This is a genomic window from Nocardioides sp. (assembly GCF_050699375.1).
In the GTDB taxonomy this organism is placed as follows: Bacteria; Actinomycetota; Actinomycetes; order Propionibacteriales; family Nocardioidaceae; genus Nocardioides.
In genome coordinates this window covers 38,407-51,868 of record NZ_JBOHDN010000103.1, presented here as the reverse complement: position 1 = coordinate 51,868, position 13,462 = coordinate 38,407, and the positions used below count along the sequence as shown (strand labels likewise).

Below are 13,462 nucleotides of genomic sequence, written 5' to 3'. Positions count from 1 at the left end.
GGTGGCCAGGCGACGATCAACAACTGGGACCTCGTCTACCAGCACCAGGTCCATGTCATCGGCCTCAATATCGGAGTGCTGATCCAGTCCGCCCCGCAGATCTTCGGCGAGGTCATGGGCGAGATGTACGGACTCATCGCGGCCGGGGTGCTCGGTACCAGCCACCCCACGATCTATGGGCTGGCCGACGGGCCGAAGGCGCTCGCCGAGCTCGAGGCGCGAGCCACCATCGGCAAGCTCGCGCTGGTGCCCTGAGCCCTCGCGCCTACGCCGCGAGAGTGAGGGGTGGATCGAGGTCGCTGCTGACGTCGATGGTGCCGACCGGACTGACGACGTATTCGTAACCGTGGGGGCTGCGCCATCGGTAGGTACCTGCTCCTATCCGGTAATAGCGCCAGCCGTGATGGGTCTTCATCCGGTGATGTCGCCGGCACAGCGGGGTGAGATTCTGGCTGCTGGTGCGGCCGCCGTCAGCGTAGGCGAGCCGGTGGTCGAGATCGCAGCGTTCAGCGCGGGCCTGACAGTAGGGGAAACTGCACTTTTCGTGGAGCAGCTCAGCCTGACGGCGCTGCCGGGTGGTGGGGACATAACCGGCGGCTTCGATGCGATGTCCTGAGCTTGTCGAAGGGTCTTCGGCCAGGTCGACCACGATGATCGGTTTGATCACGGTGCCCGGGGTGGTGGCCCACTGCTCGAGGCGTTCGATGGTCGCGAGTCCGCGGGTGTTTCCGAGGCGGACCAAGCCGGTTCCGGCCAGATCACGGGGGTCGGTGTGGATGACCAGCTGCACAACGCGCGCAACACCGGGCACACCGTCCATGGACCCGGAGTTGTAGGCCCGCCCCAGGACCCCGAGCGCGGCCGCCCGCCGCACATCCAAACTCGCCCCGGCATAGTCGTCGTGATCGAGGAGCCCGTGCGCGATCGCGGCGACGGCCTGTTCTAGATCCAGAGCGTCGGCGGCGTCGAGGACCCCGTCGACATACCCCAACGCCAGGACGGCCTGCCCCTGTTCGGCACCCGTGCCGACGAACGGGGTGGTCTCGTTGGTGGTGATGGTGACCGAGCGACGCTCGACCGCATCAGACTCCGCGACCGCGGCCGCAACATCGGGCTCGAACAGGGCAGCAGCCTGGGTGACCGCGCGCTCCAGCTGGACTGGTCCCATCTTGTGGGCATGCGGCCCGATCTGCTTGTCGACCCAGGTGGCGACCTCGAGATCGAGGTGCCGAGTCAGCTCCGCGATCCGCCGGGCCCGCCAGGCCAGCAGGGACCCGTCCAGGATCCGCGCCCAGACATGCTTGAGCCGGTAGCGCAGCTCGACTGCATCCCCGAGGAACCTCTTCCCGGCCTGGGTCGATCGACCCCATACAGCCGCGAACTCCACCGCCGCAGGCTCCGACACCAACGGCGCCCCGGGCCCGGCCAAGGGCAGCATCCGATCCCCGAACGAATCGACATCCAGTCGCGCGGACTCCTCCATGGAGTCGACCGAATGCAGGGCCGCGAACCGTGCGGCAGCGATCAGCACATCCCGGTCAGCCTGCTCCGCGACCGCCCGAGACGTACGCACCACAGCCAGCAGACCGCTGGTGGTGTCGTCTGGGTCAAGGAGTGCTTCCATGCCTCGCATTTTACCAGGTTTCAGCGACTCATGATCACATATTTCCCGAGGTCAGATGGCATATTAGCGTCAGTTTCCGAGGAGTCGATTGACGCAGATACGCCAGCCGCACAAACATGCCCAGCCCCCGCCGGCGAACGCCGGCAACCAACGCAAATCGAAGCCGGACAGGGCTGGCCGCCGACCCGATAGCCAGCCAATCCTTTCTCGATCGTCCCCGGTGTCAAGGACCGCGAAGCGGCTGGCGAAGCCGGCGGCCGAAGGCCGTCATCTCGACAAGCTCGATACATCGCCTTTACTCCGGGGACGATCGAGAAGACCCTCCCGAAAGGGTTGGCGGCCAAAGTATGCGGCAGCGAAAGGCACCAACCCCTCCAGGAAAGGCTCAACCGACGTAGACGGTCGCCTTGCCGTACAGGTTGCGGGTGACGTCGGAGAGATAGCCGCTCGCGTCGGCTGCGCCGAGGTTGTAGGTGTTGAAGACGCCGTAGCCCTGGGAGACGGTGCGCGAGGCCAGGCTGGCGGCGGTGGAGGACGAGGTGCCCTGGATGTCGATCGCCGCGGGGGCGAGCTCAGGCTTGCCGAGACCGGGTACGTCCGGGACGCCCCAGGTGCCGTAGTAGGGGTTCCAGGCGTGGTCGAGCAGGTCGCCGGCGTTGACTCCGCCGTAGGAGAGGCGCTCGGCGCTCGGGCCGATGTAGTAGAGCGTGATCAGCTTGTCGGGAAGCCGCTCGCGCAGCGCCTGGACCAGGTAGACGAAGGAGAAGTCGTTGGGCTGGCCGGTTCCGTTGGCGCCGTAGTCCGCCCACTCGTCGTCGAAGTCGATCCCGTCCAGGCCGTAGCGGTTCACCACGTCGGCGAGCTGGTCGGCGAACGCCTCCGCCGCGGCCCGGTCGGGGAAGTTGGCGAAGCCCGCGCCCTGGTGGTTGCCGAGCACCGAGAGCAGGATCTTGATGCCCTTGGCCTGGGCCGGACGGATGTGGGAGTCGGCGGCGTCGAGCTGTGCCTGCACCTGCGGGTTGTTGTGGAGGTAGGCCCGCTGGCCGTCGTAGTTGATGTTGGCGGCGAAGATCAGGCCGATGTCGAAGACGTTGCCTCCTCCCTCGAGCTCGTACTTGGCGACGTTGCCGACGCTGTGGCTGTTGACCTCGACATAGCCGGTCATCAGCGTCGGCGGCGCGAGCGGGCGGGCCGCGCTGGCCGACGAGGCGAGGCCGAGGCCGGTGGCGGCACCGGTCGCACCGATGGCGGCCGCTCCGGCACCGAGCAGCATGCGTCTGCGTGACATGTGGGGAACTGACATGGTCGATCTCTCCTTTGGTGGGGCCTTCAGTTGCGGTGGAACCTCAGGGTGCGGACCTCGAAAGCACCGAGGCTGAGCGCGACGACACCGCCGTCAGCGCTCACCTCCGCGATCGGGTCCTCCACGAGCGAGATCTCATCGACCCGCCCGAAGCTCTCCACGACGCGCAGCTCCCCCTGCGTACGCGCGCCGGTGGACTCGTAGACACGCACGACCAGGTCGCCGGAGCGGTCGGCAGCGAGCTTCACGCTCGAGACCACCAGACCCTCGCCGGAGACGGTCACCAGCGGCTCGACCGGACGGGCTCCCGTGACAGAACGCGGCGGCGTGTTGAGCGCAGCGCCCGCCTCGGTCGCGGCCGCGACGGAGGCACCGATGACCAGCCCATACCGGTGGGTCTGCACACCCTGGTCGGTCTCCGGGTCGGGGAAGCGTGGCGCGCGCAGCAGCGAGAGCCGCACCTCCGTGGTCAGCGCGGAAGGACGGGTGACGTCGAAGCCGTACGTCGAGTCGTTGACCAGCGCGACGCCGAACCCAGGTTCCGAAGCCAGCACCCAGCGATGCATGGAGGTCTCGAACTTCGCCGCTTCCCAGGAGGTGTTGGTGTGGGTCGGGCGGCGGTGATAGCCGAACTGCGTCTCGGCGAGCGTCTGCTCGGCCCGGACGTCGAGCGGGAACGCGACCTTGAGGAACTTCTCGGTCTCGTGCCACTCGGTGCTCTGCGCGATGTCGAGCACCCGCGAGCCGGGAGCCAGCGAGAGCACCTGCGTGGTCGAGGAGTCGGCAGAGATCGGGCGCTCGATGACCAGCCCGTCGGGCGTCACCGAGATCGAGGTGACCTCGCGCAGGTCGGTGACCCGGTTGCGGTAGAACCGGTCCACGTCCCAGGCGTCCCACATGTTCGGGAAGTCCTGGTGGATCTGGAGCAGGTTGGCTTCCGCCCCGGCCGGGACCGCGTCGCGCCCGGTCGCCAGATCGAGCGCCGAGGTGATCAGACCCTCCGCGGAGACGGTGACCTGGACGACACCGTTCCCCAAGACGTACGTCCCGTCCTGCTCGACCACGGAGACCGCCGCCTCGGGATCGGCCGCCGTGATCGCACCCGAGCGCCCGTCGGCACGCAGCGCGACCGTGCCCTCGCCGGCGAGGGCGGTGAGCATCCGGTCGATGAGGGCGGTGGCGGCCTCCGCGACCCGGGCGTACTGCGCGGCCGCCTCACGGTGCACCCAGGCGATCGAGGTGCCGGGCAGGATGTCGTGGAACTGCTGGAGCAGGATCTGCTGCCACAGCGCGTCCAGCTCCTCGTAGGAGTAGTCCGCCAGCCCGCGCAGAGCGGCGGTCGCCGACCACAGCTCGGCCTCGACGAGCAGGTGCTCACAGCGCCGGTTGCCCTGCTTGGTGAGGTGCTGGGAGGTGAGGGTGGCGCGGTGGAGCTCGAGATAGAGCTCACCGACCCACACCGGCGGCTCGGACAGCTCCTCACGAGCCTCGGCGAAGAAGTCGTCGGGGTGGCGCCAGGAGACCTGGGCGGAGCCCTCCAGATCGCGCAGCCGGCGGGCCTTGCCGGCCATCTCGCGAGTGGTGCCGCCACCGCCGTCGCCCCAGCCGACCGGCGCGATCGAGCCGGTGGCGAGCCGGTTCTCGCGGAACTGACGTGAGGCCTTGGCGACCTCCTCGCCCGAGAGCCGGGAGTTGTAGGTGTCCATCGGCGGGAAGTGGCTCAGGATGCGGGATCCGTCGATGCCCTCCCACTCGAAGGTGTGGTGGGGGAACTTGTTGACCTGGTTCCAGGAGATCTTCTGGGTGAAGAACCACTCGAACCCGGCCCGTTTCATCAGCTGCGGCAGCGCCGGCGAATAGCCGAAGGAGTCCGGCAGCCAGACGCCGCGGCAGCGGATCCCGAACTCCTCCTGGAAGAAGCGCTGGCCGTAGAGGAACTGCCGCACCAACGACTCCCCCGACGGCATCGTGGTGTCGGACTCGACCCACATGCCGCCGAGCGGGATGAACCGGCCCTCGGCGACGGCGGCCTTCACCTTGGCGTAGACCTCGGGACGATGCTCCTTGAGCCAGGCGTACTGCTGGGCCGACGACATCCCGTAGCGGAAGTCGGGGTCCTCGCCGAGCAGCTCGGTCATCGAGGAGGTCGTCCGGGCGACCTTGCGGATCGTCTCGCGCACCGGCCACAGCCAGGCCGAGTCGATGTGGGCGTGGCCGATCGCGGAGATCTGGTGGGCGGAGTCGTGCGAGGTCGCCTCGAGGACCCCGGTGAGGGCCGAGCGGGCCGAAGCCGCCGTCTCCGTGATCCGCTGCAGGTCGACCCGGTCGAGCGCGTCGTCGATGGACTGCAGGATCCGGAACTTGCGCGGCCCCTCGGGCAGCTCGACCTGCAGCTCGTGGAGCGTCTCCAGGTCGAGACAGAGCTCGAAGACGTCCTTCTCGAAGACGGCGAGCTCGATCCGACGCGTCGTGTAGAGCTTCTTCTTCGACGAGGTCGCGATGTCGCCTTCCTGAGTGGGCAGGAAGGGGTGGTAGTTGAGCAGCACCGGGTTGGCCGCGGCCTCCAGGAACAGCTCGATCCGCTCGCCGCCCGTCGCTTCCTCGGCCACCAGCACCCACTGGTTGCGCGGGTTGAGGCTCTTGAGGGGCTCACCATCGGGTGTGTAGACCAGCCCCTCGCACTGGAAGCCCGGCATGTTGACGTCGAAGCCGAGGTCGCAGACCAGCTCCACGCGCCTTCCTGCCCACGCCGCGGGCACGGTCCCGCTGATCTTGAACCAGGTCGTCCCCCACGCCGGGCCCCAGTCGGTACCGACCTCGACGGGCTCGTACGCCAGCGCCAGCCCTTCGGCTGGAGCGATCGGCTCCCCGGCCAGCTCGTGCCACTCGACGCTCGCAGGCGCTGAGATCGTGTGCACCGCGGGCCACAGGCGCTCCTTGAGCACCCGGCTCACCCGCCCCTCGGTGAGGTGTACGTCGTCGTGCATCAGTGCCCGTCCTGCCTAACTCGATCTGTCATTTCTCGGTCGTCTTCGATGAACTCCAGCTGCGTGAGCACGCAGCCGGTCGTCGCGCTGAAACGTACGGCGCTCGCGGTGACCACCTCCCCACGCCTCACCCGGAATACCCGGGTCTGACCAGCCCAGACGTACGTCTCAGCCACCCGCTCCTCGCGGGCCACCGTGGTCCCGGCGGCATCGAGGTACTCCATCTCCCAGCCGATCCGGCCACGCTCGGCGGCGGTGACGGTGTAGAGCGACACTCTCCGCTCCCCGACGAGCGGAACCTCGACCTGCTCCCCGGCCGCCAGCGCCACCTCGGTCTCGCCGGTGTCGTCCGTAAGTGCCGAGACCCGGTGGTCGAGCCTGTCGAGACCCACGTCGGCGATCGGCCGCCCGGGCGCGATCCGCGAGGCCGATGGCGGCCGGGAGTCCTTCGCCCACCCGCACGGCAGCTCGGAGAGCTCGATGACCAGATGCGCCCCCTCGACCAGGCGCGCGTGCGGGACCGAGATCTCCTCCCACGGCTCCCCGTCCAACCTCACCGCGCGGATGTAGTCGCCCTCCCCGACCGTCTCGATCACGATCTCCTTGCCGTCGGCAGGGCGCAGCACGGTCCGCCGCACCGAGGGCGGGACCAGCACGTACGTTGCGGACCCCGGCACCAGCGGATAGAGCCCGATCGTGGCGAAGACGTACCACGCCGACATCTCCCCGTTGTCCTCGTCTCCCGGATAGCCCTGGCCGAGGTCGGAGCCCACGAACAGGCGCGAGACACACTCCCGCACGATCCGGTGGGCATCGTCATGGCGCCCGGCGAACATGTACACGAACGGGATGTGGTGGGCCGGCTGGTTGGAGAGCCCGAGCATCCCCATGCGTACGTCCCGGGCCTCGCTCATCTCGTGGATCGCGAACCCGTAGTGACCGCTCAGCGACGCCGCCCCGGTCTCGGGACGCGCGAAGAACTCATCGAGCCTCGCCCCGAGCGCGGCCTCTCCGCCGTGCAGCTCCGCCAGCCCGACCCCGTCATGAGGCGCGGTGAACGCGGTCCCCCACGCATTGGTCTCGGTGTAGTCGTTCCCCCACTCGTCGGGGTCGAAGCAGTCCCGCCAGTCACCAGAAGCCGTACGCCCGATAAAGAACCCTCGGTCGGTGTCGAACACATTCCGATATCCGAGCGCCCTCCGGGCGAAATACTCCTCCTCCGCCGCCAGATCCTCCGCCGTCCCAGATACGACGGGACGTTCTTGTCGGTTACCAGTCGGTAGACCGACAAGAACGTCCCGTCGTATCTCCCTCGACCGCAGCGCCCGAGCCAGCCGGGAGATGCTCCAGTCGTTGATCGCGTTGTCGAGGGTCCAGGACAGGCCTTCGGGGGTCTCGGTGTCCACATATCCGCGAAAGATCGCCTTCCGCAGGCCCTTGCGCCCGACGCGTACGTCATCTGCCGGCACGGTCGCGTTCCTCAGCGCCGAGGCGTAGGCGGTCTCGAGGTCGATCCCGGGCACGCCCCGCAGCGCCAGATCACCCAGCACTGTGTCGAAGGTCGTGCCGGTCATGCAGTCCTCGGCCGCCGGAGCACTCCAGCGCGGCGTCCAGCCACGGTCGCGGAAGTGCTCGACGAAGCCCTCGGCCAGCTCGCCGGCACCGGCCGGGTCGAGCAGCGCGAGCAGCGGCCAGGCCGTGCGGTAGGTGTCCCAGAAGCCGTTGGTGACCGTCATCGGTGCATGCCGCACCGTGGTCAGGTCGTAGGGCGAGACATGGGCGTGCGAGGGACCCTCGCCGTAGCGGTTGGGGTAGAGGAAGACCCGGTAGAGCCCGGACCGGATCGAGACCAGCTGGTCCTCGCTCGCCCCTTCGATCTCGACGGTATCCAGCGCCCGTTCCCACGCCTCCCGTGCCCGCGCAGCCATCTCGTCGAACGTCCCGGCGGCCGCGAGGTTGGCCGCGGCCTGCTCGTCGCTGACGGTCGAGAGACCGAGACGTACGTCGACCGCACCCGTCCCGCTGAGCGCGAGGTGGCCACGGAGCCGGCCATCGTCCAGACTCAGGTGGCCCACGGCGCCCGTGACCCGCAGATGGATGTGCTGGGCAGGCTTTCCCTCGCGGTCGGCGAGGAGCGCGCGCACGACCACCTCTCCCCCATCGCCATCACCGTCACCACCATTCGCGCAGGTCAGCGACCGGATCTCGCTGTGGTGGTCGAGGACGAGCGAGCGGGCGCCGGTGAACCGCATGCCGAGCGCGAAGACGCCGGTGACGAGCTCGGCGGTGAGGCCGCCATCGAGGGTGACCGCGTAGCGGTGCGGCCCGGCTTGCTCATCGGCGTGGTCGAATCCCAGCGCTCGGGCTCGGCGATCCTCGTCCGGCTCGGCCTGCGCGCTCGGCATCACCTGGAACACGCCATGGTCGCCCATCCACGGGCTCGGTATGTGCGATGTCGCGAACCCCTCGATCGCGGGCCGGTTCGGCCCTCCGGCGGTGTCCCGGTTGTGCGCATGCCAGGCGTACGGCCAGTTCCCGGCCGCGGCATCGGTCATCGGCAGCCCGAAGACGCCACCGTGCGGGAGACCGACGAGCGGCGCGTTGTTGCCGCGAGAGAACCGGTCGCTGGAATGTGTCCCACGGCGAATGTCGACCTGGTCGAGCGCCGTCGTCGGGAACGGCCGCGCGGGACGTACGTCCACCTCGTCGCCCCACACCCGCAGCGGCACCTCGCCGGCCCTGGCGACGACCAGGATCCGCTCGATCCGGCGCCCGGCCAGTCCGGTCAGGGCGACGCGGCGCAGGTTCCACTGATCCACCCAGGCCCGCTTGCCATCTCCCTGCGCGGCGGGGGTGAGCGACTGCCCGTACTGGTCGACGAGGCCCCGCCCGCTCAGCCGGCTGCCGTCGTCGAGGACCGCGTCGAGACAGACGTACGTCGAGTCCCACCGCCTCTCGTCGGAACAGGCCGACTCGGGAAGGAGCACGTACGACAGCTCGTCCCCCTCTCTCACCTCGACCGGCTGACGGAGCGGGAGGTCCTCCTCGACCATCCCGGATCCGGGACCCACCTCGAGGCACCAGGCCTCCGGCGACGAGTAGCCGACACCGGCCCGGGCGTTGACCGGGTCCGCGGGGCCGCTCCCGAGTAGATGGCTCACGCGCGCGCCTTCACCGCGGCTCCGGCGAAGCTGGCACCGGCGGGCAACAACGGCAGGATCACCGTCTGGTAGGCGTGATAGGCGTCCGGCTTGCCGGGCCAGACCGTGGCCGAGGGCCGGTTGTCCGCGTCGAGCTCGTGGTGCCACGAGCCGTTCTCACGGTCGACCAGGTTCTCCTCGCAGTAGGCCCACCAGCGGCGTACGTCCGCCAGCGCCTCCGCCGATCCGGTGTCGCGAAATAGCGTCCATGCAGCGCCGACCGCCTCGGCGGCGACCCAGTGCATCCGCTCACGGACCACCGGCCGATCCTCGAAGTCGGTGGTGTAGACGAACCCGTCCGCGCCGTCGACCGCCCAGCCGCGCTCGGTCGCCGCGACGAACAGCGAGCGAGCGTCGTCGAGCAGCCACGAAGGCGCCTGTGGACCGAGCAGGGTGCGGGCGTGCAGCGCCAGCCGGGACCACTCGAAGAGATGCCCGATGGTGACGCCATAGGGCCGGAACGGGTGCCCCGGATCGTCGACGTTGTAGTCCAGCTCGACCGTCCACGCCACGTCGAAGTGCTCCGGCAGACGCCAGTCGTGCTCGCGCGCGAAACCATGCACGACCCGCTCCAGGATCCGCATGGCCCGGTCCAGCCAGACCCGCCGCCCGGTCACCTCGGCAACCGCGAGGAACGCCTCCACGGCATGCATGTTCGCGTTGACGCCCCGGTAGGAGTCGGGCAGGCTCCAGTCGGCGCTCCACACGTCGAGGATCATCCCGTCCTCCTCGAGCCAGACCTGCTCCTCCATCACGCTCAGTGCGTCGGCGAGCAGCGCCTTCGCGCCGGGGTGGCCGGCGGCGTACGCCGTGGTGGCGGCGAGCACGACGAAGGCATGGGCATAACCCTCCTTCACGGCGCCCACCACCTCGCCGGTGGCCGGTGAGACCGCGGAGTGCCAGCCGCCGTTCTCGGCGTCGTGGAGCAGGCCCGACAGTGCCTGGACCCCATGGTCGACGTACGCCGCCGCCGAGGCGTCACCACGCAGCTGGGCGAGCCCGAAGACGTGCGTCATCCGGCAGGTGATCCAGGTCTCGACGGGGCGCGACGGATCGAGCACCCCGCGCTCGTCGAGCCAGCCGAAGCCGCCGTTGTCATGGCGGGAGGCGCGCGCGAAGGCGAGCAGCCGGGCCGCCTCCTCCTCGAAACGAGCGGTCTCCGCGTCGGTCAGCTCCTCGATCCGTCCGTCGGTCAGTTCGGCATCGGTCAGGTCGGCATCGGTCATCCCTTGATCGCCCCTTCCTCGACCCCGCGGAAGAAGTAGCGCTGCAGGACGGCGAAGACGATCACGATCGGGATGAACGAGATCATCGTGCCTGCCGCGATCAGGCGGGGGTTGTTGGTGAATGTGCCCGACAGGTACTGCAGACCGACGGTCAGCGTCAGATTCTGCGGGTCGGTCAGCACGATCAGCGGCCACAGGAAGTCATCCCAGGCGCCGATGAAGGCGAAGATGCAGATCACGCTCAACATGCCACGTACGCCGGGGAGATTGACGTGGATCAGGCGCTGCCAGGCATTGGCGCCGTCGACCTTGGCCGCCATCTCCAGCTCGTCCGGGATCGCGGTGAAGGCGGCCCGCATCAGCAGGACGTTGATCATCCCGATCATCCCGGGAAGCGCGACGCCCAGCAGGGTGTCGGTGAGCCCGAGGGAGCGCACGGTGACGTACTGGGCGATGATCGTCGCCTCGCCCGGCAGGATCAACGTGGCCAGCAGTGCGCCGAGCACCAGCGTGCCGCCTCGGAAGCGCAGCTTCGCCAGCGCATAGCCCGCCAACGTGGCCCCGATGATGTTGCCGCCCACGACCAGGATCGCCACGATGACCGAGTTCATCGCGTAGTCGACGACCGGAACGACCTCGGCGACCTTGGTGTAGTTGGCGAAGGTCGGGTCCTCCGGGACGAACCGCGGGGTCGCGGTGTAGATGTTCTCGTCGATCCCCTTCAGCGAGGTCGACAGCTGCCAGACGAAGGGCAGGACCGTGATCACGAGCACGAGCGCCAGCAGCGCGTAGCGCACCACCATCTCGCCCACGGACATCCGGTGGAAGGCGTACGACCTCTGTTTTCGTTTCGCCGACATCAGCCGTCCTTCCTGTTGAGGCGGGCCAGGAGCACCATCGGCACCAGCGTGAGCGCGAAGAGCAGCAGGCTCAGCGCCGAGGCGTAGCCGAGGTGGCCGGTGAAGCCGGTGGAGTACATCTGGATCAGCATGACCACCGAGCTCACCCGTCCGCCGGGCCCGCCGGTGCCACCGGTCATCACGAAGAGCTCGGAGAAGATCCGCAGCGACGAGACGGTGATCAGGATCGTGATCAGCAGCATCGTGCCGCGTACGCCGGGCACGGTGATGCTCCAGAACCGGCGGACCGGGCCGGCCCCGTCGACGGCGGCTGCCTCGTGCAGCTCCTTGCCGACGTTCCCGAGCGCGGAGAGGTAGATGATCATGTAGTAGCCCAGGCCCTTCCAGACCGTCAGGCTGATCGCGCTGAAGAGCAGCAGCCAGCGGTCGGTAAGGAACGGCACCGGCTCGGTGATGACCTGCAGGGCCTGCAGGATCGCGTTGATGGCACCGCGGTCGTCGAGCATCCAGTTCCAGATCAGCGCGACGACCACGGCCGAGGCGACGACCGGCGTGTAGAAGGCCACCCGGAAGAAGGTCAGACCGGGCAGCTTCTTCTCCACCAGAACGGCCAGCAGCAGCGGCAGCATGGCCAGCAGGGGTACGCAGACCAGCATGTAGAGGATCGAGTTGGTCAGCGCGTAGACGAGCTGGTCGTCATCGAGCATCCGCTCGAAGTTGACGAGGCCGACCAGCTCTCCTCCTCCGAGCGGCTTCTTGTTCGTGAAGGCCATGTAGACCGTGTTCAACGCCGGGTAGAGGTTGAACACGCACAGCCACAGGGTCGCGGGCGCGACGAGCAGCCACGGGGTGAACCATCTGTGCTCACGCACCCGGCCGCTCGTCTTCGTCTCGGGCGGCGTCATCGCTGCGGGGGGCGCGTCTCGGACGTCAGTGCTCATCACTGCGCGAGCAGCTTGTTGCACTCCTCGACGGCCTTGTCGAGGGCTTCCTGCGGTGTGGCATCACCGCTGATGGCCAGAGCGATCTGCTGATCGAGGATGGTCGTCATCGCCGGCGAGACCTTCGGGTTGTTCGGGATGGCGGTGGTGAGGGTCTTCAGACCGGTGACCTTGGCCTTGGCGGCCACGGAGCCGTCGTCCTCGGTGAAGTAGGGATCGTCCTGGGAGGCGATGGTGCTCGGGTAGACACCGGGAGCCAGCTTCGCGAACTCGCGCTGGTTGTCCGGGTTGGTCACGAACTGGGCCAGCGCGTTCGCGGCCGCGAGGTTCTTGCTCTTGGCGTTGACCGAGAGGCCCTGGACGTACAGCGGGCCGTCGCCGAAGGCCGGCGAGATCTCGGTGCCCTCGGCGAGGGCCGGGTTTGCCTCCTCGAGACCGGAGATGTTGGAGCTGCCGGTGGTCCAGGCGGCCTTCTCCTGGTTGTAGAGCTCGGCGTTGCCCTGGAAGCTGTCGGTGAGGATGTCCTTCGGCAGCAGCCCCTTCTTGTACGCGTCGGCGTACTTCTGCACCAGCGCGGCGGCCTCGGGGGTGTTGAAGGCCAGCTCGGTGCCGTCCTCGTTGAAGATCGGGACGTCGGCCTGCTGCAGGTCGTTGAGCCCGGGCTTGCGGGTCATCAGGTAGAGCTTGCCGCCGGACTTCTCCTCGAGCGTCGTGGCCTGTTCGATCAGCGAGTCGAGGTCGGTCGGCAGGTTCGCCGGGTCGAGTCCGCTCTTGGCGAGCATGTCCTTGTTCCAGTAGTTCACATCGGTGCCGAGGTACCACGGGTAGCCGTAGGTGCCCTCGATGCCGTCGTACTGGTAGCCCTGCAGGCCACCCGGGACGAAGGTCTTCTCCAGATCGACGTCGGTCTCCTCGAGGTCGAGGAGCTGCTCCTGCTGGGCGAGCGGGAGGGCGAAGTCCGGGGGCAGGTTGGTGACATCGGGGAGGTCGCCCGAGGACGCCTGGGTGAGCACCTTCTGGTCATAGCCGTCGCCCGGCTGGTCGAGCCAGGTCACCTCGACGTCGGGGTGCTCCTTCTCGAAGTCGGCGATGACACCCTCGACGTAGTCGGTGAACTTCGGTTTCAGCGCCCAGGTCTGGATCGAGACCTTGCCCTCGATCTTGCCGTCCAGGTCGCCGGCGGACGCCTCGTCACCGGCCCCGCAGCCCGTCATCGCAGTGATGCCCATGGCCAGCCCCGCGGCGACTCCCACCAACCGACGTGCGCTCATCTTCGACTCCTTGTTGATAACCTGTATAAAGCGGTTAAGTTGTGGCCGTA

At 68.4% G+C, this 13,462-nt stretch carries 8 protein-coding genes and 1 pseudogene; 1 reads left to right on the top strand and 8 read right to left on the bottom strand.

Annotation, left to right across the window (positions count from 1 at the left end; genetic code table 11):
- Positions 1-255, top strand: a pseudogene (locus ACRDPS_RS07365) (NADPH:quinone oxidoreductase family protein); the annotation flags it as partial.
- A 10-nt stretch (positions 256-265) separates the two neighbouring features.
- Here ACRDPS_RS07365 and ACRDPS_RS07360 read toward each other — a convergent pair.
- The 8 genes from ACRDPS_RS07360 to ACRDPS_RS07325 all read right to left on the bottom strand — a co-directional run bounded on the left by ACRDPS_RS07360 (position 266) and on the right by ACRDPS_RS07325 (position 13,412).
- Positions 266-1,624 (bottom strand): hypothetical protein, encoded by a 1,359-nt coding sequence (locus ACRDPS_RS07360; RefSeq protein WP_431500972.1) that lies wholly within the window; start codon positions 1,622-1,624, stop codon positions 266-268.
- A gap of 385 nt (positions 1,625-2,009) precedes the next feature.
- Entirely contained in the window at positions 2,010-2,789 is a 780-nt protein-coding gene (locus ACRDPS_RS07355; protein WP_431500974.1) for an endo-beta-N-acetylglucosaminidase H, read from the bottom strand.
- A gap of 164 nt (positions 2,790-2,953) precedes the next feature.
- Complete coding sequence (locus ACRDPS_RS07350) at positions 2,954-5,914, bottom strand: alpha-mannosidase (protein ID WP_431500971.1); 2,961 nt, start codon at positions 5,912-5,914, stop codon at positions 2,954-2,956.
- Positions 5,914-9,075: a GH92 family glycosyl hydrolase gene (locus tag ACRDPS_RS07345; protein ID WP_431500970.1), complete on the bottom strand. Its 3,162-nt coding sequence runs from the start codon at positions 9,073-9,075 to the stop codon at positions 5,914-5,916. Before ACRDPS_RS07345 ends, ACRDPS_RS07350 begins: the two co-directional genes overlap by 1 nt.
- A complete protein-coding gene (locus ACRDPS_RS07340) occupies positions 9,072-10,340 on the bottom strand; it encodes an AGE family epimerase/isomerase (protein ID WP_431500969.1) in 1,269 nt (422 codons plus the stop codon). Before ACRDPS_RS07340 ends, ACRDPS_RS07345 begins: the two co-directional genes overlap by 4 nt.
- A complete protein-coding gene (locus ACRDPS_RS07335) occupies positions 10,337-11,200 on the bottom strand; it encodes a carbohydrate ABC transporter permease (RefSeq protein WP_431500968.1) in 864 nt (287 codons plus the stop codon). Before ACRDPS_RS07335 ends, ACRDPS_RS07340 begins: the two co-directional genes overlap by 4 nt.
- Positions 11,200-12,141 (bottom strand): carbohydrate ABC transporter permease, encoded by a 942-nt coding sequence (locus tag ACRDPS_RS07330; RefSeq protein ID WP_431500967.1) that lies wholly within the window; start codon positions 12,139-12,141, stop codon positions 11,200-11,202. Before ACRDPS_RS07330 ends, ACRDPS_RS07335 begins: the two co-directional genes overlap by 1 nt.
- The gene (locus ACRDPS_RS07325; RefSeq protein WP_431500966.1) at positions 12,141-13,412 is read right to left on the bottom strand and encodes an ABC transporter substrate-binding protein; all 1,272 of its coding nucleotides are present in this window, start codon (positions 13,410-13,412) and stop codon (positions 12,141-12,143) included. Before ACRDPS_RS07325 ends, ACRDPS_RS07330 begins: the two co-directional genes overlap by 1 nt.
- Between the last annotated feature and the right edge of the window lie 50 nt (positions 13,413-13,462).

Coding starts and splice junctions, on each gene's coding strand:
- ACRDPS_RS07340 (WP_431500969.1), bottom strand. CDS start 10,340: ATGACCGATGCCGACCTGACCGATGCCGAACTGACCGACGGACGGATC.
- ACRDPS_RS07325 (WP_431500966.1), bottom strand. CDS start 13,412: ATGAGCGCACGTCGGTTGGTGGGAGTCGCCGCGGGGCTGGCCATGGGC.
- ACRDPS_RS07330 (WP_431500967.1), bottom strand. CDS start 12,141: ATGAGCACTGACGTCCGAGACGCGCCCCCCGCAGCGATGACGCCGCCC.
- ACRDPS_RS07360 (WP_431500972.1), bottom strand. CDS start 1,624: ATGGAAGCACTCCTTGACCCAGACGACACCACCAGCGGTCTGCTGGCT.
- ACRDPS_RS07350 (WP_431500971.1), bottom strand. CDS start 5,914: ATGCACGACGACGTACACCTCACCGAGGGGCGGGTGAGCCGGGTGCTC.
- ACRDPS_RS07335 (WP_431500968.1), bottom strand. CDS start 11,200: ATGTCGGCGAAACGAAAACAGAGGTCGTACGCCTTCCACCGGATGTCC.
- ACRDPS_RS07355 (WP_431500974.1), bottom strand. CDS start 2,789: ATGACCGGCTATGTCGAGGTCAACAGCCACAGCGTCGGCAACGTCGCC.